Annotated in this window: 16 protein-coding genes, 1 pseudogene and 1 riboswitch; of the genes and pseudogenes, 3 read left to right on the top strand and 14 right to left on the bottom strand. The window is 56.1% G+C overall.

The window, feature by feature from the left end; genetic code table 11:
- Positions 1-185 precede the first annotated feature (185 nt).
- Complete coding sequence (locus K227x_RS25825; RefSeq protein WP_246146271.1) at positions 186-2687, top strand: type IA DNA topoisomerase; 2502 nt, start codon at positions 186-188, stop codon at positions 2685-2687.
- 333 nt (positions 2688-3020) lie between these two features.
- On the opposite strand, the pseudogene K227x_RS25820 reads toward K227x_RS25825, so the two are convergent.
- The 13 genes and pseudogenes from K227x_RS25820 to K227x_RS25755 form a co-directional block, all read right to left on the bottom strand.
- A pseudogene (locus tag K227x_RS25820) lies at positions 3021-4505 on the bottom strand (IS1380 family transposase).
- 71 nt (positions 4506-4576) lie between these two features.
- On the bottom strand, positions 4577-5383 hold the full coding sequence (locus K227x_RS25810) for a S1C family serine protease (RefSeq protein WP_218933538.1): 807 nt from the start codon (positions 5381-5383) through the stop codon (positions 4577-4579).
- A gap of 327 nt (positions 5384-5710) precedes the next feature.
- Positions 5711-6505 carry a GAP1-N2 domain-containing protein gene (locus tag K227x_RS25805; RefSeq protein WP_145174789.1) on the bottom strand — a complete coding sequence of 265 codons (795 nt, stop codon included), beginning with the start codon at positions 6503-6505 and terminating at the stop codon, positions 5711-5713.
- A gap of 19 nt (positions 6506-6524) precedes the next feature.
- Entirely contained in the window at positions 6525-7442 is a 918-nt protein-coding gene (locus K227x_RS25800) for a TRAFAC clade GTPase domain-containing protein (RefSeq protein WP_145174786.1), read from the bottom strand.
- Positions 7442-8329 (bottom strand): formylglycine-generating enzyme family protein, encoded by an 888-nt coding sequence (locus tag K227x_RS25795; protein WP_145174783.1) that lies wholly within the window; start codon positions 8327-8329, stop codon positions 7442-7444. The genes K227x_RS25800 and K227x_RS25795 overlap by 1 nt, the downstream gene beginning before the upstream one ends.
- A 196-nt stretch (positions 8330-8525) precedes the next feature.
- Positions 8526-9149, bottom strand: a complete 624-nt coding sequence (locus K227x_RS25790) for a hypothetical protein (RefSeq protein ID WP_145174780.1) — start codon at positions 9147-9149, stop codon at positions 8526-8528.
- A gap of 2 nt (positions 9150-9151) precedes the next feature.
- The gene (locus K227x_RS25785; RefSeq protein WP_145174777.1) at positions 9152-10564 is read right to left on the bottom strand and encodes an FHA domain-containing protein; all 1413 of its coding nucleotides are present in this window, start codon (positions 10562-10564) and stop codon (positions 9152-9154) included.
- Positions 10561-12195 carry a response regulator gene (locus K227x_RS25780; protein WP_145174774.1) on the bottom strand — a complete coding sequence of 545 codons (1635 nt, stop codon included), beginning with the start codon at positions 12193-12195 and terminating at the stop codon, positions 10561-10563. The genes K227x_RS25785 and K227x_RS25780 overlap by 4 nt, the downstream gene beginning before the upstream one ends.
- On the bottom strand, positions 12192-15002 hold the full coding sequence (locus K227x_RS25775) for a hybrid sensor histidine kinase/response regulator (RefSeq protein ID WP_145174771.1): 2811 nt from the start codon (positions 15000-15002) through the stop codon (positions 12192-12194). The genes K227x_RS25780 and K227x_RS25775 overlap by 4 nt, the downstream gene beginning before the upstream one ends.
- 12 nt (positions 15003-15014) lie before the next feature.
- Positions 15015-16376 (bottom strand): methyl-accepting chemotaxis protein, encoded by a 1362-nt coding sequence (locus K227x_RS25770; protein ID WP_218933537.1) that lies wholly within the window; start codon positions 16374-16376, stop codon positions 15015-15017.
- Positions 16373-16951, bottom strand: coding sequence for a chemotaxis protein CheW (locus K227x_RS25765; protein ID WP_145174765.1), 579 nt, complete (start codon positions 16949-16951; stop codon positions 16373-16375). Before K227x_RS25765 ends, K227x_RS25770 begins: the two co-directional genes overlap by 4 nt.
- A 38-nt stretch (positions 16952-16989) precedes the next feature.
- Positions 16990-17322, bottom strand: a complete 333-nt coding sequence (locus tag K227x_RS25760) for a hypothetical protein (protein WP_218933536.1) — start codon at positions 17320-17322, stop codon at positions 16990-16992.
- A gap of 102 nt (positions 17323-17424) precedes the next feature.
- A complete protein-coding gene (locus tag K227x_RS25755; RefSeq protein WP_218933535.1) occupies positions 17425-17814 on the bottom strand; it encodes a response regulator in 390 nt (129 codons plus the stop codon).
- Between the two features lie 82 nt (positions 17815-17896).
- Positions 17897-17971: riboswitch (cyclic di-GMP riboswitch) on the bottom strand.
- An 817-nt stretch (positions 17972-18788) separates the two neighbouring features.
- Here K227x_RS25755 and K227x_RS25750 point away from each other — a divergent pair.
- Together K227x_RS25750 and K227x_RS25745 are read left to right on the top strand one after the other, a co-directional pair.
- The gene (locus tag K227x_RS25750) at positions 18789-20276 is read left to right on the top strand and encodes a TonB-dependent receptor (RefSeq protein WP_145174755.1); all 1488 of its coding nucleotides are present in this window, start codon (positions 18789-18791) and stop codon (positions 20274-20276) included.
- A gap of 149 nt (positions 20277-20425) precedes the next feature.
- A complete protein-coding gene (locus tag K227x_RS25745; protein WP_145174753.1) occupies positions 20426-21160 on the top strand; it encodes a dienelactone hydrolase family protein in 735 nt (244 codons plus the stop codon).
- Positions 21161-21163: 3 nt separating this feature from the next.
- Here K227x_RS25745 and K227x_RS25740 read toward each other — a convergent pair whose 3' ends face one another.
- Positions 21164-22447 (bottom strand): class II aldolase/adducin family protein, encoded by a 1284-nt coding sequence (locus tag K227x_RS25740; RefSeq protein WP_145174750.1) that lies wholly within the window; start codon positions 22445-22447, stop codon positions 21164-21166.
- Between the last annotated feature and the right edge of the window lie 12 nt (positions 22448-22459).

Raw genomic sequence — 22459 nt, 5'->3', positions numbered from 1 at the left:
GCGTCGGCGTAGTGTATCACGCAAAATTCTGCCCAGTGGACACGACTGCAATCCGCATCACTGAAACCACCGGTGACCGTGAAACGCAAGTCAAGGACTCGCGATAATTCAAATGGGGCAAACCGGTTTGACCCATTTGATCTGGCGTCTGCTACGACATGGTTCGCGGGAAACGGCTAGATTGGATGGCTCTCGTTGTGCTTTCCTTTGGTTTCTTTTTTGCCGGTGGGTTGATGCGTGTTGTCTTGGCCGAAAAACCTTCGGTTGCTCGTGACTTGGCATCGTATTTGAAGGCCCAGACGCGACGCGATGGGTACCTGGAAGGCAGTGGTTATCAAGTCACTTGGGCGTTTGGACATCTGGTCGAACTGAAAGAACCAGGTGACTACGATCCGGCGCTGAAGCGATGGTCCTTGGACACACTGCCCTTCGTGCCCGAAAAGTTTCAGTTGCGGTTGCGGGGTGACGCCGGCGCGAAAAAACAATTCGCAATCATCCAAGGGTTGTTCAAGAAGGCCGATTCGCTGATCTGTGCGACGGATGCGGGACGCGAAGGCGAACTGATCTTTCGCTACATTCAATCGTTGGCCGGAGCCACGCGGAAACCTGCCCAGCGGTTGTGGCTCAGTTCGCTGACGCCTTCGGCGATCGCCAAAGCATTCGCTTCGATCCGCCCGCTTTCAGACTTTGATGACTTGTACGCGGCCGCGAAGTGCCGTAGCCAAGCGGATTGGGTGGTGGGGTTGAACGCGACCCGGAACTATACCGTTCGTCATCAATCAAGTCCCGTATCGACTTCCGGTTCCAGCAAGCAATCTGACAAGCAGTCCGGCAGTCGTCGGTCCGGTTTGCTGTGGAGCTTGGGGCGTGTGCAGACTCCTGTGTTAGCGATGATCGTCCGGCGTGACGATGCGATTCGGACGTTCGTTGCTGAACCGTTTTGGGAGTTGTTGACGAACTACCGGAAAGTGCAGTTCCGCTCTATCGGCGATCGTTTTGACAACGAAGCGGAAGCCGAAGAAGTGCGGAAAGCCTGTGCCCAGGTTCCGTTGGTCATCAACAAGGTTGCCGGCCGATCCGAAACGTCGCTGCCGCCGCAGCTCTACGATCTGACCGAACTGCAACGAGACATGAACCGGCGTTTCGGAATCTCCGCGGCCGACACCCTGTCGGCGGCTCAGTCGCTTTACGAAGCGAAATGGATCACCTATCCGCGGACGGATTCACGCTACCTGGGCAAGGACATGCGGAAAGAGGTCCCCAAGATTCTCGCTCAGCTTCAATCGTTCAAGCCGACTGAAGTTAGCAGGCTTGATCTGAAGAAGCTGCCCTTCAATGCCCGGATCATCAACGACGCCAAGATCACTGATCACCACGCGATCATTCCGACAGGTGCGAAGCCGGGGAACTTGACCGGGCATGCGCAAAAGGTCTACGACGCAGTGGCGATCCGATTGATCGCGGCGTTCTATCCCTCATGCGAAAAGCAAGTCACGACCGTTGACGCCACGGCCGGGAAAGTCGGGTTCCGTGCCCGAGGTGTTCGTGTGGTGGTTCCAGGTTGGACGCTGCTGTATCCACGGAAAGACAAGAAATCGGATGAACCTCAGACGCTTCCCGATTTCCAAAAGGGGGAATCGGGACCGCATCAGCCCGTTGTCAAATCCGGGCAAACTTCGCCGCCGAAACACTTCTCGGAAAACACGTTGCTAGGTGCGATGGATACAGCAGGCAAATTGGTCGAGGAAGCCGAACTACGGGAAGCACTGAAAGAAAAAGGTTTGGGAACACCCGCTACCCGCGCCGCCACGATCGAAACCTTGCTGCGCCGAAAGTACATCGATCGCGATAAGAAAAACATTGTGGCGACAGACCTGGGACGCTATCTGATCGCGATCGTTCAAGACCGCAACTTGACCAGTCCCGAGCTGACCGGCGAATGGGAAGCCAAGTTGAAGCAAATTGAACGCGGAGAATTGTCGGCCAGTTCGTTCATGGACGAGATTGCCGAGTATACCCACGGCATCATCCGCCGCAGCGATTCATTGTCGATCGATCCGGATGTCTATGGTGACTGTCCGCAATGTGGCCAGAAGGTCATCGCCGGCAAAAAGGCGCTGGGTTGTTCGGCGTGGCGAAAGGGATGCTCGTTCGTTTTGGCCCCGATCTATCGCGAGTCCGCTCTGACGATGACGAACCTGCGCGAGTTGCTGCAGTTCGGTGTGATTCGCGAACCGATCACGATCGATGGAGGGCATCCGTTTCTACTGACGTTGGCCGCGTCAGGCAAATTGGTGGAGGTGCCCCTGCCGTTGGGCAACGAGCAAGACAACGACCACCCGGACGCCAAGCGGTCGAAGCCATCGAAGCGGTCTTTGACGTCAACCAAGTCGTCGTCCGGGCAAGCCAAAGTATCCAATGGTGCCGATAGTGGCCTCGGCCCGTGCCCGCTTTGCGGCCACCCCGTGATCGAAACGCCCAAGTCCTACGGATGCAGTCAATGGAAACAGGGATGTGGATTGACCATCTGGAAAACGATGTCCGGTAGAAAAATCTCGGTCACCAATGCGAAGAAGTTGATCAAGAAGGGCGAAACGCCGATCGTGAAAGGTTTTCGATCCAAGGCGGGCAAGAAGTTCGACGCGAAATTGAAGCTGGTCGACGGTAAAGTTCAGTTTGACTTTTAGCCGTCGGTGATGAAACGCGTCGATCCATTCATCTGTTCCGCCCAGCAGCCAAATTGCCAAGCGTTTCGTAGCGGAAGTCGTTGACGGTTTGCCGATTCAGTGAGCCGTGATCGCGTGAGCGGCCGGGAATCCCCCCCAATGCCCGTGGCCTCACACCCAGCGGCTCAATGACGAACGTTGCTTACCCCGCATTATTCACCAAGCGTCTGAATGCGGATTGATTTGTTGACGAGGCGGTTGGGAGCAGCGGCGTGATTGATTTTGGAGTTGGTTCTGTCGGTGAGCGCGCAACGGCCCCCTCCCCAAAGCCGTGTTTCGTGTCGATGGGTGCCTTTAGTGACGAAGCACTTCTTGCAAATGTGCGTGCTCCGGCGGTGGCGTGAAGCCATGGGCAGGACTCGCTTTCGGTGCTACGACTTGCCAGCCTTCGATGCGGCCGATCAGGCGGGACCGCAACGGCTCGGCCGACTGAGCGATTCGCAGAACTAATCGGCGCGAGTGCTTGACCATTCGGCCGCCAACCTTCAGCATGAAATCGACGAACCGCTGCATGTCCCAGCAACCACCCACCGCATCTTCGAGTTCATTGCGGCAGATCGTATTGAGATTGAAGGCCAGTAACGCAAGCAGCATTGTCGCTTCGTTTTCCTTGAAGCCTTGCGACGACAAGTGAACGCCGATCGACTCATTGAACTCGCCAAGCCGGTCTTCAAACGTGCCGCGTTTGCGATAGTGTGCCAGCAGTTCATCGGCACTACGAGAATCCTCCGACCAGTTCGTCACCAAGAAGAACCAACGCGGCATCAAGTTCAACTGACCCGTCTTGAAATCTGGCTGATCGACCACAACGAGGATCAGGCGTTGGGCGTGCGCCCAAGAGTCGACCTGGTAGGAACCAAGCTCAACGGTGTACTCGTAGCCGCCCGCCGGTGGTCGCCCCGGCGAACGGGCGATGTGTTGGGCTGCCAGCGTGTCGAGTTTCTTGTTCGTCTTCAGCCGTCCGACAAAACGCCTGTTTTTCGAGCTCAGTTCATCCATCACGCTGGGGATCGTGTAGCCCGCATCGAGTCGATAGTCAACATGCTGGGCAATCGCGTGCGCGTGGGCATCGGTCTTGTCGACAAAGCGTCTCATGCCATTGGCGGTGTGAACTTGGCCTTGCCGAAGCGTCGCATGAATGAAGCCGTTGCCCAGTCGGTTGCCTTGTCGCGTGCTGTCGTAGTCGCCGTGGACGCTCAGCGATGCAACCAATGGATGGTAAACCGACTTTTTGTAGTAGCCGTTGTAGCTGGCTCCATGCTGCTTGCCATGAACTTCGATGGGGAAACTGTCAATGTCGATGGTGACATGTTTGACGCGGCGACCTCCCGAGGCGAACACATGACGCTCGACACTTTGAGCCAGTCCGTTTCAGACAGCTTCTAAGTTGCACTGCTGTCGAGCGAGGATGCTGATCAAGCGGGATTGAGTGGGTTGGCTTGCCAGTGGCTCGTCGGCGACCTTGTCGCCGGTGCGGTTCCAGGCGGACGCGCGAAAGGCTGGGTCATGAGCGAGTCGGTCGACGTCGTCTTGAGCGGAGCACACAACGGCCATCGCAAAGGTCCGTTCGCGAATCAGCTCGTCGATGCGATAGCGAATGCGGTCGGGGCGCCTGGGATCACGGATGTTCTTAGCGATTGAATCGAACAGGCCGAGCCGATGTTCAGCATCGCGAAGCAAGAGAACGCCGGCATTGGCGGTGATTCGATGATCGGTCGCTTGAACCTTGACGGAGCGATTGAATTGCGGCTCAAAAAGATTACCTTGGTGTTCACCCATCGCGTGATTCCTTGCTGTGTTTAAGTTGGTTGTGGTTAACCGTTAAACGTAGCGTTTCACGCGATGGCTTTTCAATTCACGAAGTTCCCGGTGAATAATGCGGGCTGAGCCGGTTGTTTGAACTTGAAATCGATTTCCAGTGGTGTGTCAAGGTAAGGCGTCTGAACTCGGCTTACTACGATCTCGGGACGTGTCATCAAAGCCTGCAGCCTGCGGGTTGCCACCGCAAAGTTGACGCCTAGATTTTTTGTTTCTTTCTCCGAGACGAAGATCAAAATGCTTTGGGCGATTCCGATGATTTGTCCATCAAGGTTGACGACCGGGCCGCCGGAGTTACCGGGATTGAGTTGCGAATCAAATTCAATTTGCTGAACTCCACCGGATTCGCTGTGCAGTGCACTGACGCGTGCAACATTGACGCTGACAGAAAGTTCGTCGGATCCGTCCGTCGCCAAACCGCTGCCAAATGGAAACCCCAGCGCGATGACCTCTTGGCCTTCGGTCACGCCCACGTCATCCGGAAGTTCGAGAGCGGTCAGTTGTGCAGCATTTTCGACGAACAGAATTGCCAGATCGTCTTTGGCAGACCGTGCGACGACGGTCGCCTCGTACTGTTTGTAGGAGGATTCACCAGGATTGACGGTCACCAATATTTTCCCGTCAATCGCATCGACCACGTGTGCGTTGGTGGCAAAATAGCCCCGCGTGTCGATGCAGACACCGCTGCCGGATGCCAAACGATCGCTGTCGGAAATGTAAACGGTCGCAGACTTACAACGCTGAATCAATTGCGGTGTGATCGCCGATTGTGCGGGCCGCGCAGAAATCGAAAAGACGACGCATGATGCGATGGTCAGCCGAATGATGAAGTGAATCAAAGGAGTGCTCCGCGCGTTGCTTGGTGTTCGAGCCGACCTTCGATCGATCCGAGTTTCAAGTGTGGCATCGGGCGACATCGATTGACCCGAATCTGGTTTGCGTGTGTCAGATGGGATCGCGTCGCAATCATCACGTTTGGGGCGACGGACGCTTTTGGTATCGATCCGTCGACCTCGTCCGCGATCTTTCAATTGGTTTGGAGTATACCGTCGCGGCAGCCATCGCGAATGAAGTTACTCTATGCCAATCGCTGCGGCAAGTTTTTACGCCGGAAACTTGGCCCGATCTGTATAGGGCAACGGTGCGAAGTGCGTTGCATGTCGGACTCACATTCCATGTGGGACGCCTACGGAGCCTTGTTGCACTAAAACCTGCGAACGATATTGTTCGAACTTCTTTTGTGCATGAAAGCAGACGACTTTTTGTGCTTCCAACGCATGTTGTTTCAGTGTCACTTCGGACGAAAAGAAGTGAGCGTGGAATGGACGGTGCACCGATGGAGGCAAACCGGTCGTGAAGCTGAAGTTTTGTCTTGCTTGAATTGGCAGGCGTGCAACCAATCGTGTTGCGGTAAGGATCGGGTCATTCAATCCGATCAGAGCCACACGACGGGAGTCGTTCAGGATCGCGATAACGTCATCCAGCATTGACTCGTTGACATCTTCGTCGGGTTGACCGTCGGCAAGATCCATCGAGTTCATGATAGGCCGGGACGGAATCATTGCTTGGGGAAGTTGGTCGCCTTCGATTTGTAGAGGAAGCCTTAGCATCCCCATGGCGATTGCCGTTCTGGCTACGGCGATGGCATCCCATTCGTAGAATGCAAACTGTTCGTTGCTGAGCAGCAAGAACAACGTCACCACTTCGCGGCCGCCGCGACCGCTGTACTCGGGGCCTCCGACGACCGTACGACTGATCGCGAAGCGGTCATCGGAAACGGGAAATGCATTGATCGACCAGTGGTTGACGTTCTCGCTTGGCAACCGTGTGGGGGCCCAATGCGACAAGGCTGTGCCAATTGCACGATCCACACCGATCGATTTCGAAACCAGCTGATAGCCTTTGGTGGTTCCGCGATCCGAAGATGCGAACACGGCCTGGTCGACATTCATGGTGTCCATGTAAGGTCCTGTGGTGGGGCTATCCCTGGTTGACGATCCACTGAAGCGGTTCGATGATGCCGCGTGGTTGGATGTGAAAGGGGATACGCATTTGGCGGCCGGTTTCGTCTGCCAGGATGCCAGAGCTTCCTGCGACGCTGGCAGCAAAAAAAGCATGTTGCGAAAAGGTCCGGCGACAATACTCGAACAGCCGTGACGTGTTGTTCGCGGCGAATCGTGACGGATCTTCGGTCGCCTCGGGGCAACCATCGCATTTGGTAAACACGATCGCGATGCGGGGGCCGTGTTTGCGTGATCGGCTGTTGCCGTGGTCGCTGGTCAGTCCGTGTGCTTGGGCGATGTACGACGCTAGTTTGGTAGCGAATAGGTCTTCACCGGAACCCGCGTCACGCACCCGCATTGAATCGCAAAGAATCAAGATCCCGCTGGACTTCTTCACCACATGACCGATGGCTGGATAGGTACCGGTCTGGTCGATTTCTAGCGAGATCGCTTCGCCCGCAAAGTCGGGCGACACCAAATCCACGTTGCGTTGTTTCTTCTTTTCAGCCATTGAAATCTGGCAGTGCAGCCATTTCCAAGCATCGGCTTCCGAGGGTGTTTTGTCGGGAAAGACGCGGCCTTCCAGTGCGGTGATCACCTGCTCTTGCAAGTCGATCGAAAATGCGCTGGTTGGCAATCCTCGGAACGCGTCGGTGCCCTTGCTAAGGATGTCCAACAGCAATCCCAAGTAGACCGTTTTGCCGGCGTTGCTGGCACCCAGTACCGAAACAAAGCTTTGGGTTCCAACGCGTTTTGCGACGGCGTGGGATAATGACGCGGGAGTGCTGCACTCGGCGCAATATTCAACGCGATCGGGCAGCCGTTGATCGCAGCAGGCACAGTCGACGGTGATCGGCGGGAAACCGGCATTCACTTGGTTGGTTGTCGCGATCATCAAACAGCCTCACTAGAACGAATGACGCCGCGATCCACGTCGGGGATTTCGCTTGCGCTGACGCAGCACCTGAAACCAACATTGGCACCGCGAAACAATAGCGGCTGGCCGGTGTGAAATTGGCAGGTCGCCTGGGTCTGAAAGTAGGTGTCGAATGCTCCGCCTCGAATCTCGGCCATCGTTTGGTCAAGCAGAACCGAGACACCGTCGCCGGTGCTCGGTTCAAACTGAGTGTCGACCCACTCCCAGACATTGCCGACCAATTGGCGGACTCCGTTGGGCGTGCGTCCTCGTTCAAACTCCGTGACGGCAACCGTGTCGCCGACCCCGCTGGACCAGACGTTGGCTTTCGCCGGATCAAAACCGTTTCCCCAAGGGAAATGCAATTCGGTGCCATCACTGCTGTGACCTTTCGGCCACGTTCCGGCGCGTTGCCATTCGGCGGATGATGGCAGTCGTTTGCCTGCCCATGTCGCAAATGCACTGGCTTCGTACCAGCTGATGCCGACGACCGGGTGGTCTAGTTTGTCCGATGGCGGGTCGCCGTTGACCCAATATTTAGGGCCGGGTTGGCCACTGCTGTCTGAAAACTGTAGGACGTTTGGCAAGATCACTGCGGGCCAAAGATCGGGATTTCCGTAGCCATCGGATTCGACGAATCTGGCGAAGTCGGCATTGGTAACGCAATCGCGATCCAAGTAAATCGAATCGACGCTCACCACTCGATTCGGGCTCGGCACGATCTCGAAGCCGGCGTTGGTGGCGATGATGGAATCACAGACTTGTTGGACGTCGCCGCCGGGAACCATTGCCATGTCGTGTTGCAGTGCTTGCCAAGCGAATGATAACGATACGTCATCAAAGGGCAGGTCATCTTTGTTCGTCAATACGCAACAGTAGCGACGGTTGCGAATCAGCCTTCGCGTATCCGGGGGAGCGTCTGCAACATCGGGAAATCGACTTGCAACGTCGCTCGATGCACGTGGCTTCCATATGCCGATGGCATCGGTCAAGAGAGAAGCGAGCGACAATTTGGATCTCCACGAAACATGGGTGACGTGCAGGTCGAATCCTTGTTGCCGTTCATGGAGTGCCTAAAGGAGCAGCACCTGAACTTGGCCGATTGAATTCGATTTCCTGCCTCAAACGTTGGAATTGCAGAACAGCAGACTCGCGAGCTTCACTGGCCGTTGCTTCGACAGAACGTGGTGACGAGACCTGCTCGTTCACGCTTTGCTTACCACTGATCGGCACTGGATTCTTCTCGACACCGTCATCGATTGCCGCGTTGTTGGCGACAGCGATTGGGTGGCGCGAGCCTTTTGTCTGCAAAAACCTACGTTGCTCTGATTCGAGACGGAGCCATGCATCGGAAAGTTGATCCAGTTTCTGGTGAATTTCCCGTTCCTGGCACCTCCGTTTGTCCTCCCAACGTGATTTCTCTCGCTCGAACCTCTCGATACGTTCACGCAGTCGTTGGTCCGTCGTGAGCGGATTCTGGCACAATACGTCGGATTGGGATAACCGTTCCAACCAGGAAGACATGAAATCGTCGACGTCGCTAACGACGCCTTGCAACGACGCAATCACAGCATCGTTTGCGGATCCATCATCGTTGACGATCAATGATTGGTCTCCGATTGGGGGCACGGAATGGACTTCGCATCGGGCTGCGTCATCGGGTTCGGTTGCTGTTGGCGGAACCATGATCAGTACTCGACTCGATGCCAAAGTTTGGCAAGACGACTGGTCAACGACACTTCCTTTTCCTCGGACTTCTCTTGTTCGTGAATTTCACGCAGGTGTTGTCGAAGGGCTTGGATTCGATTGCTTGTTTCCCGATCGGCGGGGTTTTCCACTTTCGGCAAGTCTTCGACTTCGGCAAGTTTGCTGGTGATTTCGAATCGCATTCGAGAAAGCTTCGCCTGTTCTTTGGCAATGCTTGCTCGTTCCTCTCGCAGCGAAATTTCCTGGACGTCCGAAAGTGTTTCGATGCGTTGCTCGAGAGAAGTCCGTTCTTTCTGGGTCTCGGCCAATGAATCCTGCAGCGACTTGTTGGTCGCCTGCAGTTGTTCCAGTGTTTCCTCGTAGTGCTTGGGTGCGTTCCCACCGGTGGCCGCTTGCCGCAGTTGACGTTGTAGTCGTTGCTGTTGCTCGGTGGATTCTTCCAGGCGTTGACGCAGTGCATCGACTTCGGCGGCGTGTTCGTCTTCGCGTTGACCAATTCGCTTTTCGATGTCGGCCACCCAGGCTTCTAGTTGCCTTCGTTCTTCTTGGCCGGTTCGGTTTGCATCCTCGGCTGCGTGCAAACTTTCTTCGAGTATCGAAACGTGTTCGTCGCTGCGGTTCGCTTCATCGATCAGGTCTTGCATCCGTTGCAGAACTTCGTCCGATCCATCGACCAAGGGGTCATGGATGTCGTCCTCCATGCGTTGGTCGCAGCGTTCGCACGAACGTTCCGCATCCCGCTGGGCAAGAGCGGCCTGCAGTTCTTCGATTTCGGCGTGAAGCAAAGCGACCGTTTCTCGGTCGTAGGTCTCCTCTTCGTCGATCTTGAAAAAGTCGTCATCAAAATCAAACGAATTGGGGGTTTCGTCATCCGGCACGTCCATCGTCGTGTCGCTGTTGGACGAAGACTCTGCTGGTAGCGCCGCGGGTGATTGCTGCTGGATCTGCCGATCAACAGATGTTTCAACAACAGATGTTTCAACAACAGATGTTTCAACAGCGGGCGTTGCAACCACCGGTGGCGGAGGTTCAGCGGTGACCTTGGCGATCGGGGCAGTTGCGTAAGAATTCGACCCAATGGAAGAGAATGAGATTTCGTATTTGCCGATCTGGACGATGTCGTCTGGCTGGATCTCGACTTGTGCCGAGATCAATTCGCCGTTGACGCGGGTTCCCTGGCTGGACATCCAGTCTTGAACCATCAGCTTGCCGTCTTCGATCCCAATGTGGCAGTGGATTTCTGACAAATCGTTACCGACAAGTCGGAAGCCGCAATTCGACGATGATCCGACGAACACGCTTTGGTCTTGTTTCAGATCATGGTGTTCTGTGGATCCCAATTCGTGGGTCGCGGTCAACCGGATGGTTCTGTTTTGGGTTGCTCGGTCGATCATGCTTCGGCTCCTGCGGTGAGTGCAACAGGTGCATTCTGAACTTCGGACGGGATCGGAATGTTGGGCAACACCGATGATGCGGTGTCGCTGTCGTCATGAATCCGATCCATGACTCGAAACAAAAGTTCGGCAGTGGCGGGGCGACGGAGCGTTTCGTCGGGGGTAAATCCGAGAGATTCGTTCCAGTCGATGTTTTGCGAGTGCGGATCTGCTGAGATCAATGCGACTCGTTTGATTTTCGCAGCCTTGGGATTCTTGGTCGCAAAAAGCTGCTTCATCAGCAGGCATGTCGCTTGGTCGTCGCCTGCAAATACCAGCGTATGGGGCACGGTTCGTTTCAGCACCAATTGCAGAGCAAGTTTGTCGCGAACGACTTTCCCGGTATAGCGATTGTCGGATTCTTCCAGTGAGGTTCGAAGCGACTGAGCAGCGTCGGCTTGCGGTTCGAAAACGACGAAGGAACCGGCGACATTCTGGGTGCGAGATTCGACCAGTTCGGCGAGTGTGAACCCGGTCAAGACTTGTCGGACTTCATCAGGATTCCAGCCTAGCGTTTGCGACAAATCGTCGGCGCTCTTTGGTTCTGCCAGAAGGTTCAATACCTTCATGTGGCGTGCGGATAGACCGGCACGATCCAGGTTTTGGCCACGGATGGCGCGGCGGACGTAGACCATATTCTGGGGCGCCCGATCATGCGTGTCGTCATCATCGTCGTGCATGGCTGCTTCGACCAAAAGAGCGAGCAAGCTGATGTCGAGCGGCAGGTTCTTGTGGAGCGAGTTTTCGCTGTGGCCGGCTTCGAATCGGAACGCGGACAACGGATTCGTGAAGGCGAATTGGACCAACATCGCCGCTTGAAATCGAAGCATCTTTGTCATCAGACGCGGATCGAGCACCTTTTGGTCCAGCAGTTGAACAAATCCGTCCAGTTCCGCACAGCTTCGTCCCCCAATCGTCATCTTGAAAACTGGTGCTAAGTTAGCCAGTGATTGTGGCAGTCGGGCCACCATCCGGTCGATCTGGTTGGGATCGATTCCCGATGCATAAACACCCTGGATGCGACCGCGATCGAGGTGGAATCGAATGCGGGTGCGATCGGCTTCAATTTCCAGAACGCCAGCCTTTCGCCCGTTGTTCAGGAAGTCGACGATTTCGCGAAGTCCGAAACAGGCGAACGATCCGGCCAATCCCGCGTCATCCAATTGTTCAATGACTTCGGGGACTGCGCTGCCACCGGATTGCGACGAAACAACCATGACGCCGGTTTGAATCGCATTGGCTACCGTCGTTAACAGCAGTTCCTCGGTATATGGCTTGGGCAACATGTCGACGACGTTGTCCAAGTCGATGTACTCTGCGTACGCTTTCTTTCGCAGCGTTGAACTCACAACGACAGGGATTTTGCAAAGCTGGGGATTTTCCACCAATTGGCAACACACCTGGTAGCCGGTGGTGCCTGGCAACTGGTGATCCAAAAGGATCAAGTCAGGATTTACTTCCGAAGCGAACTGCAATCCGTCTTCGGCGTTGGGCGCCAAGATGACGCGATAGCCGGCGGGCGTCAGGTGTGTATCGACCAGCTTCCGAATCGTTGCGCTGTCGTCAATCACAAGTACCGTTTTGTCGCTCATTGGTTCTCTCCGTTCGCTTGGGAATGTTTTGGTGGTGTAGGTTGCAGATGTTTCAGGGACTCGATTCCGACGATTGCTTGGTCCAGCGATTCGTCAGCGAGCGGTTTGATCAAGTAGTTGTTCGCGCCAAGCTGTTTGGCGCGATCGGTGAATTCGTTCTCGCTTCGACTGCTAATGATGATGACCGGCGGTGCATCGGAACCTGCACGCGAGTTGATTTCAGCCAGAAGATCCATGCCGCTGATGTGTGGCATCTCCATATCGCTGAACACGGCGGCGAAACGTTGGGTCTTTAGCAGTTGCAGTGCCTCACGCCCGTTGGACGCTTCGACGATGTCCACGGTGTAACGCTGCAGCGATCGAACCACTCGTTTGCGGGCACTGATCGAATCATCCACGACCAAGACGCGTGGACGGGCCTCCGATTTCGGTTCCGGAGGACGGGGATCCGATGCCACGCAGTTTTGTACAAGCGTCTGACTGGGCGAACGGATTGGTCGACTTTGTGACTCGACCACTCGCCGAGCATCCAGGAGAAGGACGGTCTGTCCCATCCCTGAAAGTGTTGCGCCCGTGCAGAACGGGTGCTTTTTCAAGATGGCTGGCAACGGACGGACAACGACTTCCTCTGGACCAACGATCTCATCAACGATCAGCGTGACGCGTTGGCGGCCGGATCCCGGCGATCCGGAATGATCCTCGCCGCAGGCCAACACGATTGCGTGTCGCGGTCCACTTAGTGCTGGTTTGTATCCATCCAACAACTTGGAAAATTCAATCGATACCGAATTCGAGTCGTTGCCACCGGCGGTGTGGACTGACTGCATCGGCAACGCGAAAAGTTGGTCGGCCGATCGGAACACCATCGCATGCTGGATCACGGACGGAAGCGGGAAGCTCATGCGGATGCGTGTGCCCTGCTGCGGCTGCGAATCAATTTCCAGCCATCCTCGCATGCGTTGCAGCGTCGCCGAAACCACATCCATTCCCACGCCACGGCCGGCGACCTGGTTGGCGGTTTGTCGCGTGGAAAAGCCGGGTTGAAAGATCAGTTGTGCGAGCTCTTTTTCAGTGACGCTCTGGTTGGCTTCCAGCAGTCCCGAATCGATCCCGCGGCGGCGAATGCCGTCGTAATCCAAACCGGCTCCGTCGTCGCGGATTTCGATCGTGAACAGATCGGGGCCGGAAGTGGCCTCCAACGTGATCGTTCCTGCCGAGGGTTTTCCAAGTCGCTCGCGATCCAGCGCCGATTCAATGCCGTGACAGACGCAGTTGCGGACAATGTGCAGCAGCGGTTCGTAAAGCCGTTGTTGCAATGATCGTTCGATGCCAGCGTCTTCGCCGACGAGTACTAAACGTACCTGTTTGGATTCGGCATGGGCCGCGTCGCGAACAACGCGTTGCAGTCGTCGGAACAGGCCAGAGATAGGCGTTCGCCGAAGTTCGACCAGTTCCTTGCGGAATTGACGGATGAATTGCGAAACTGCGACGTTCCCTTCCGCGACGGGGCGGGCGCATTCGCGAACGTTCTGAGCCACTTCGATGACGTCGTTGGCGACTTCGGAAAGTTGCAGCGAACTGCTGGTGCTGCCGTGCCCCTCGTGACCGATCGTTCGCATCTTTGCAGCGCTGCCGATCAATTCGTGATAGACGTCTTGCAACTGCGTCACTTCGGTCTCGCGGCGATTGCGGAGCATCACAAGCTCGGCCAGCATGTCCATCAAACGATTCAACTGGGATGACTTCACCCGCACCGACTCGTCATCGATCGGTCCATCGTCAAATGACATGTTGGGCGGCGACACGTGATGTGAATCCGCGTCGTCGGACTGTTTCGGCACACTGGGTTGCGATGGCGTGTCCGTCAGATCGCGATCATTTCCAGTGATTTGTCCTCGAATGGAATCGACGTTCTGTAGCAGCGAATCAAAACTAGGAGTTCGACCTGCGGTTTCATCCTCGTGCAGGCGATCCTCGATGCCGTGCAGTTGTTCCGCCAATTCGGTCAATCCAACGCTCGCCGAAGCTCCCTTCAACGTGTGCAATTCACGGCAGATTTGGTTGAGCGATACTGCGTGTTTCGGATCCGATTCCAGCTGCAACAGGGCTGCTTCCATGGATGCTAAGCAACTCGACGCGTCGTCCAAAAACGCCTCTTTCAGCTCGGGATCAAGCGATGCAATGGTGATCGGCGTCGATTTGGCCACGGGGGCGGCGACGGGAACGATTTCCTGGCGATTCGACGTCGGGGCGTGAACCGGTGCATCGGCAAGCTTGGTGGGGTTGGCCAGCGGGGGCGGGGCGTTCGGCTCTGGTTCGTCTACGGGTTGGGCCGTCGCGAGGTTCAATTGACTTAGCATCGACGCGATATCGTCGGCACTGGGGGCTACGATGTTCGCATCGGTGTCCTGGTCGTCGTTGTCGCTTTCTTCCCAAAGATTGTCGTCGAATCCAGTCTGTTCGATATCAAATTCACTGTCATCGATCCATTGGTCCCCCCAACGCTGGATCGCCTCGGATTTCAGCGAATCCAATTGATCCGGCGAAGGCATTTCGGTTTCCATCGCCGATCGAATCTCGGTGATACAGCGATCAATGAAGCACGCAAGATCGCTGGCCGCATCGCTGTCAGCCGATCGTTCTTGAAGTTCCAGTACCTGACTGACCATTTCAACGAAGTCGACCAACGATTGTTGAGACGCGTTTTCAGCGGCTTGCCAAACCTCGCTCAACAAGTCTCGCGACTCTTGCGTGGTCAGTCGGTCACTTTGTAGCGACGGATCGGGTGTGGTTGTGTTTGGGTACATTTTTGATATCACCTAGCACACCGAAGCCAGACCGGACGTTGTGTTTGGAATGTCCAACGCGTTGATCGGTGCCGGGCGATCGTCGCTGCGACCCGTTTCGGGGGGCGAGTCCGTCGAACAGCTTCTCAGTCGATCGATGGCACCGCTGAATTCAGGGGTCGCGTTTGCGAGCGTTTTGATCGTCCAGCCGATGCTGTCGGCGCCGCCACGGTTGGCCTTGGCGATTTTCGAAATTTGCTCGACCGCCAGCACCACGTCTTGTGCAATTTGAAGCTGTTGATTGGACGACGTCGCAATTTGCATCACGTGCGTCGCATCTCGCTTGGTCGCGTCATGAATTTCTTCCAACGCGTTCTTCACCGCGGATGCGTTCTCGGTCGCCATTTCGATTTCGCTGCGTTCATTCTCGATTCCGCGGATCGATTCCTGCGTTACCAGTTGCATCGAATCGATCAGGCTGGTGATCTCTCTGGTGGCGTCCGATGTTTGTTCGGCCAATTTCCGAACCTCTTCGGCGACGATCGCAAAGCCACTTCCAAGTTCGCCGGCGCGGATCGATTCGATCGAGGCGTTCAGCGCCAACAAGTCGGTCTTGGCTGTGATCTCGGTGATGGTTGCGACGATCTCGCTGATTTGTCGCGACGGATCACAAAGGCCGCGCAGCTTCTGTTCGCAGGAGTGAAATCCTTTTTGGACTCGATTCATGCCGTCGTCGAGTTGTTGGACAAGCCGAAGTGCGGTGGTGGCAGATTGTCCGTTGCTTTGAATGGCATTCTTTGCCGAGGTTGCATTGACGGATACCGAGTCGATGGTTGATGCCAATTGCTCGACGTAGCTGGTGGTCTTAACGATCGCGTGTCCTTGCGATTCGGAGCCGTCGGTGATCGCTTCCGCTGCTTGTTGAATCTCTGAATGGCTGCGTTCGATCAGCTCCAGGTGCGAATGCAGCGAGCTTCCTAGTCCGGTCAACAAGTCCCTTAGCTGGGTGCTGGATGGCTGATTGCCGGTTCCGCGTCGGTTTAGCATCAGCATCATCGCTTTGAACTCGCGAGCCTGGGATCGCGTGTCAGCTGCAACCCCTTCCCAGCGTGCGGCATCGCTGCCGATCCGGGTGGCCGCTTGGTCAAACTCCGCCAGCCCGACGACCAGGTTTCGCGACGCCTCATTGTCTGAAACAACGGCTTCCAAAACGGACAATCCCGTTCGGATCCGGGTCGCTGCGTACCACGAAATCGCCATCGTGGTTGCTGCGGAAATGGTGACCGCAGCGATGATGATTGGTGTGGATTCGGTTTGAAATGCAGCGACCAAGATCGTTGCTGCCACTGCGGTTGCGATGACGTGCGTCGCAAGAAGAAGAGTCCGGGTTTTCATCTTTCGATCCCCAAGTTCGGGCGAAATGAGTCTCTGTCGACGGAACTTAGAACGGGCTTCTTCGCATCGTTCCAGAAATCTTCCAGTGCAATCCGAACTTCGCGGTAGAGACTGTTCGGATCTAGAACCAGCACGATTTGATCCCGATACATCGCTGTCGCCACGATCGACGTCTGGCTTGCGGCGGTTGTCGGGCATTCGGAAGTGCCGAGTGTTTCTAGTGACACCAGCGACGCGGCCTCGGCGATTCGCAGGGCCCAAGAACCGAGTCCCGAACCGCACGGCAAAACCACTAGCTTTTCGTGGCCCGTGGTGTCGTCGTCTTCGTGATGTTCCAGCAGTGAATGAATCGAGACGACCGGAATGAACTCGCTTCGCAGATGGCAGATTCCGTCAAGCGATGATGGGCAACTTGGTACGCGGACCAGGTCGGGCATGATCGCAATCTCACGCACCGCTACCGCTGGTACGGAGAACCACGACGCACCGCTGCGAAAGACGCAGTGTTTGTCGTATGCCGATCCAACGTCCGACGACGCGTTCGGTAGGTTCGAAATGGTTTCGGTTGCTTGCATGGTTCAATTCGATCGGTGCCGTGTCAGCGGCGAAGGGATCAGCGGCTCGATTCGATCTGTTTGGCGAGCCGGATTTTGATAGCGCTTAGTCGTTCCAACGGATCGTTTTCGTCGACTGCGGGTTCGATCTCTGGAATGGGAAGCGATGGTGTCGGCGGTTCTTGGCTGGTGGCTGCGTCGATCGTTGGCAACGGATGATCGGTGGTTTGCTGTGGTTCGCGTGCTGGTGTCGTTTCGCTTGCGATTGCAGTGGTCTGTTGCTGATTCCTGGGGACGTCCGCACTGCAGTCGACGATCGTTTCAGCGATGGATTGAAGTCGTCGGCGTGTTCGATTCACAAAATCCGCCAGCTCCGTTTGCAGTCCATTCATGGGTTCGTTGCTGGTTGGGATGGGTGGCAACGGTGTCGGCATGAAATCTTCGCGCTCGTTGATGGGGGCAGCAGAGGTGGGGTCGAAAACCATGGACGCTTGTTAACAAGAATGCGATACGGGCCGACGATCAAGCAAAGTGCGAACGGTGGACAGCAGCGTTTCTTCGCAAACCGGCTTCGGTAGATAGGCGCCCAGTTCATTGCCCAACGTATCGAGGTGCTTTGCGTTTTCTTTGGTCAAGAAGATGATGGGCAGCGATTCCATTCGATTCTCCAGGGCCAGAATCTCTTCGCATGCGGCATAGCCATCGATTTCGGGCATCTGGATGTCCAAGATGACCAGATGCGGTCGCTCTCGCCTGGCCAGTTGAATGGCTTCGGCGCCGTCGCACGCCAAAATGACATCGAAACCAGCTTCGGCCAACGATCGATAGACGACCGCCCGAATGGTGCGGCTGTCATCCGCGACGAGGATGCGGGCTGGGTGCATGGGACTCTCCTGCAATTGGCCGCTGCGCATCCGAGCGGAGTGCGACGACGAACAGCTGATGGTTGATAGGGTGATAAGCTTCTTCGGTAGCCCGGCGATCTCGAAGAGATCCGTGGCTTTGCGTCCCAGCCTCGCGGTTGGTTTGCCGTTTTCGGAAGACCCGTTCAGAGTCCCAGGGGAGGGAGATTTGAATTGGCGCACCGATTCCCCGTGCAGGGTGCCGTGTGACTTGCATCCAAATGAAGGATGTGTCACATACGAAGGGGCGTCAAGGAAAAGGGCGAAATAAGTTGCCACTGCAAACCGGGCGGCAGCCTTCGGATCGACGATCCATCCCCGGCGGAGACTTGCGGTGGGACGACTGGAATTGCGAAGGCGGTGCTGCGAACGTTCAGTCCGCGGCAGGACGTTCCCCAAAATACACCTCAATGGACCAGCCAATTCTGGCGACCGGTTCCATGTCCTGGATCAACGAACCGTCGATCGACGCAACGACGTACTTCCCGATATCCATTGTCCGTGCGACTTTGAAATTTCAGTCGGCCGAAGTGCCGGCGGAGATCTCGTGTCGATGCCGAAGCGTTCGGCAATGGAATCGGACGAACGGTGCCGCTGGGCAAACTTCATCCACCCAATCAATGTTCGGTGGGGGCATCGAAGCGGACGGGAAATGTGTGGCGTGGGGGACGAGGCCACGAGTCCGTCCTGACAACGATCAAACCTGCGTCGTCGTGGAATTCGTCCAAATTCGTGACCGTCGGGTTGCCATCGTGCGATTCTGGCGAATCCCACTACGGCAGTTCCGGTGATTGCCTGCGGGCGTTTCTCGGGATGGTCGTTCCGGTTGTGCCGACAAGGGGATCTTGGTGGGCCGGGCGTCGATGGAATGCGTCAGATTTCGGCGTCCCCGAACTTCTACGTAACCCATACAAGTCTATTGAACTAATTCATGGGTAACACTGGGCAGAGTAGGCATGGGAATCGAACGACCAAATACAGAACGCAAGGCGCTCGCAGTCAACTTGGACGCGCGTCGTTACGGATCGTTTGCCGAAATCGGCGCGGGCCAAGAAGTGGTGCGTTGGTTCTTTCGAGTCGGTGCTGCTGCCGGGACGATCGCCAAAAGCATGTCGGCCTACGACATGTCGGTCAGCGATGCGATCTATGGCCAGTGCGATCGATACGTCTGCCGCCAACGACTGCAAGACATGTTGGACCGCGAACATGCGTTGAACTTGGAACGGTTGCGAGAGAGTCGTGGTGATACGACGGCGTTCTTTGCTTTTGCCGACACGGTATCAGCCCGCAACTTTCATGGCACCAACGATTGTCATGGATGGATGGGGATTCGATTCCAGGCGCACCCGCGGGACGAAGACAGCCAAATCATCATTCATGTTCGCATGTTGGATACCGAGAATGCGTTGCAGCAAGAGGCGCTTGGGATCGTCGGCGTCAACTTGCTATACGGTGCATTCTTCCTGAATCACGAACCCGATCAGTTGATCGAATCGCTGCTGGATAACCTCAGTACTCGCCGAATCGAGATCGATATGATCGAGTTTTCGGGGATCGCTTTCCGGCACGTCGACAATCGCGTGATGAGTTTGCGATTGGTCCAGCTAGGACTCAGCAGTGCTGCGATGTTCTCGGCCAATGGCGAAGTTTTGCAGCCGTCGGAAGTGTTGTACAAGAAGCCCATTTTGGTCGAACGAGGCAGCTTTCGTCCGCTGACCAACGTCAACTTGGACATGATCAAAGCCGCTCAGGAGAAGTTCCAGCAGGAAGCCGACGTCAACGCCGACGAAGTGGTGACATTGGCCGAGATCACGATGCGAAATCTTCGCGTCAATGGTGACATCGACCTGCGAGATTTTCTAGAACGTGTGGATGTCTTGGCCGCATCTGGATTGACGGTGCTGATATCCGACTACTTTGAATACTATCGTTTGGCCGCCTATCTGTCCCGGCACACGAAGAAGAAGATCGGGATCACCATGGGGGCTGCTAGCCTGATCGAACTGTTCGACGAAAAGTACTACACCAAGCTGGATGGTGGCATTCTGGAATCGTTTGGGCGCTTGTTCAAGAACGATTTGAAACTGTACATCTATCCGTTGCTGGATCGTGAAACCGGCGTTCTGAAGACGGTCGAGAATCTTGAAGTTGCACCGGAGCTGCGTAGTTTGTACCAGTACTTGGTCGACAAGGGAGAAATCGAACAGCTGGGGAATTACAGTCCCGAGTGCTTGGCGACATTCTCTCGCGAGGTGCTGCTGCAGATCCAGAAGGGTGATCCGGAATGGGTCAGTCACGTTCCCGCAGAAGTCGCTAACTTGATCCAACAACGCGGGTTCTTTGGTTGTCGTCGCAAGACCGAGTCGGCAATTGCTAGCCCTGCGGTTGCACCGGTCGGGATGCAAGCCAACCTGATATCGCCTAGCTTGAGCCACGCCAGATAGGCAATCGACGGGCCTTCGCCGCCTGGCCGATGGAGGGGGCTGCGGTGCTGGAGCAACACGAGGGGAATCGGGGTCGTTACAACAGTGATGCGGGCGGCGTTGTCTAGCCGGCCCGTTTCACTCGATGACCCGATTCAAAAGGCGTTGCGATGCGCATTCAGCCCGTTTTGCCGGTGGATATTGATACGCCATCCGGACCCATGCGGACTCATTTGTTTCGCCCCGATGCAGCAGGAGCGTTTCCGGGCGTGATCCTGTATTCCGAGATCTACCAGATGACGGCCCCGATCGCGCGCACTGCGGCGATGATCGCAGGGCATGGGTTTGTCGTTGCGGTGCCCGATGTCTACCATGAATTCACCGAACCCGGCGAAGCGTTTGCCTACGATCGGGAAGGTACCGAACGCGGCAACGAACTGAAGATCACAAAGACCGTCGCTCAATACGACGCCGATGCTCGTGCGGTCATCGAATATCTCGGAAATGATCCGGACTGCACCGGCCAAATCGGAACCGTCGGGATCTGTTTAGGCGGCCACTTGGCATTTCGTGCCGCGATGAATCCAGAAGTGAAAGCTGGGATCTGCTTTTACGCCACGGACATTCACAAAGGCAGTTTGGGAACGGGCGACGATTCGTTGGCCAGGGTCCGTGATATCCAAGCCGAAATGATGATGATCTGGGGCCGCCAAGATCCTCATGTCCCGCTAAAAGGACGCCGTCTGGTCTACGATGCGATGACGGCGGCGGAGACCTGTTTCACTTGGCATGAATTCAACGGTGAGCACGCATTCATGCGGGACGAGGGTCACCGGTACGATCCCGAACTAGCACAACTGCTGAACGGGATGGCGTGTCAGAAGCTGACCGACTGTTTGAAGTAGGTTTTAGCTTAAGTTGAACTCGCGCCGCAGTTCGTCGATGACGGCCTCTGGCATCGTTTGGATTTCTCCGATCGCCTTGGCATTGATCACCGCCTCGGCAGTGGATTCCAAGACCTCCAAACGATCGAACGTGTCCAGCACGCTACGGCCGGTCACGATCACGCCGTCGTTTTCTAGCATCGCAGCCGGGGATGCTTCGGAAACGTAGGTCGCCAATTCGGTGTAGTCGCGATATTGGACGCCGTAGGGCACTCGTTTGACGTCACGCAAAAAGACATAGCTTTCGGGGATCGTGCGGACGTCGAAGGTGGAATCGGTGACGCTGAACGCGGTCGCGTTGACGGGGTGCGCGAAGACGATTGCATTGACCGCGGGGTGCGCTGCGTAGATGGCTTGGTGGGCGCGGGCGGCACGGCTAGCCAGTTTTCCGGATTCGCGACCATCGCCGCTGACCAGGACCAGGTCTTCGACGGTCAGCAGTTCGCGATCCTTTTGGCTGGGGGTGATCAAGAACGATTTCTTGTCGACTCGCGCCGAAAAGCTGCCCTCGGTGCTGATCAGCAATCGTTGGCGGCAGCCACGACGCAGGAAGTCGCACAACTGTTTTCGCAGTTCTTGTTCGTTCGGTGTGGGGGCCGGCGGATCGAAGGATTCGAAATCGACAGCTCGGTCGGCCGCTTGTTGCAGGTGTTTGTCCTGTAGGAATCGGACGCTGCCCAACTGGTTGGCTTTGACCAATGTCTTGCCGGCAAATTCAAACGCTTCGAATCGTTCGAACGCACGCGGCAGCGATTCGCCACCCACGACGACCCCGTGGTTCTCTAGGATCACGCTATCGCAACCACTTGCGAATGTTTGTGCAATGCTTTCTCCCAGTGCTTCGCTGCCGGGGCACGCATAGGGTGCAAAGCCCAGTTTTCCGCACACGTTATGGGCTTGGTGAAACAGTCTTGTGTTGGGCGTTTGGCGACAAATGCTGAACGCGACCAGGGCGACCGGATGGGCGTGCACGATGGATTGAATGTCTGGCCGAGCCGCATAGATGGCGCGGTGAAACGGGAATTCCGATGACGGTGGGTGTTTACCATCCACGGTTCCGTCGGCACGAACGCAGACGATGTCGTCACGCGTCAGATTGCCTTTGTCGACTCGCGCGGGAGAAATCCAGACGTTCCCCTCGTTGTCGCGGATCGACAAGTTTCCGCCCGACGTGGTCGTCATCCGGTACCGATAGATTCGGTCCATCGTCTGCATGATTTCGTCGCGTGGATGAACCAGATTACGCATAGTGATATCGTC

Source organism: Rubripirellula lacrimiformis, from assembly GCF_007741535.1.
GTDB classification, from domain to species: Bacteria; Planctomycetota; Planctomycetia; order Pirellulales; family Pirellulaceae; genus Rubripirellula; species Rubripirellula lacrimiformis.
This window is presented reverse-complemented; position numbering and strand designations above follow the sequence as displayed.

Bases quoted from the DNA above. Each gene is read 5' to 3' on its own strand.
- K227x_RS25825 (WP_246146271.1), top strand. From the start codon at position 186: ATGGCTCTCGTTGTGCTTTCCTTTGGTTTCTTTTTTGCCGGTGGGTTG.
- K227x_RS25805 (WP_145174789.1), bottom strand. From the start codon at position 6,505: ATGGACACCATGAATGTCGACCAGGCCGTGTTCGCATCTTCGGATCGC.
- K227x_RS25800 (WP_145174786.1), bottom strand. From the start codon at position 7,442: ATGATCGCGACAACCAACCAAGTGAATGCCGGTTTCCCGCCGATCACC.
- K227x_RS25790 (WP_145174780.1), bottom strand. From the start codon at position 9,149: ATGGTTCCGCCAACAGCAACCGAACCCGATGACGCAGCCCGATGCGAA.
- K227x_RS25785 (WP_145174777.1), bottom strand. From the start codon at position 10,564: ATGATCGACCGAGCAACCCAAAACAGAACCATCCGGTTGACCGCGACC.
- K227x_RS25780 (WP_145174774.1), bottom strand. From the start codon at position 12,195: ATGAGCGACAAAACGGTACTTGTGATTGACGACAGCGCAACGATTCGG.
- K227x_RS25775 (WP_145174771.1), bottom strand. From the start codon at position 15,002: ATGTACCCAAACACAACCACACCCGATCCGTCGCTACAAAGTGACCGA.
- K227x_RS25770 (WP_218933537.1), bottom strand. From the start codon at position 16,376: ATGAAAACCCGGACTCTTCTTCTTGCGACGCACGTCATCGCAACCGCA.
- K227x_RS25765 (WP_145174765.1), bottom strand. From the start codon at position 16,951: ATGCAAGCAACCGAAACCATTTCGAACCTACCGAACGCGTCGTCGGAC.
- K227x_RS25760 (WP_218933536.1), bottom strand. From the start codon at position 17,322: ATGAATGGACTGCAAACGGAGCTGGCGGATTTTGTGAATCGAACACGC.
- K227x_RS25755 (WP_218933535.1), bottom strand. From the start codon at position 17,814: ATGCACCCAGCCCGCATCCTCGTCGCGGATGACAGCCGCACCATTCGG.
- K227x_RS25750 (WP_145174755.1), top strand. From the start codon at position 18,789: ATGGGAATCGAACGACCAAATACAGAACGCAAGGCGCTCGCAGTCAAC.
- K227x_RS25745 (WP_145174753.1), top strand. From the start codon at position 20,426: ATGCGCATTCAGCCCGTTTTGCCGGTGGATATTGATACGCCATCCGGA.
- K227x_RS25740 (WP_145174750.1), bottom strand. From the start codon at position 22,447: ATGCGTAATCTGGTTCATCCACGCGACGAAATCATGCAGACGATGGAC.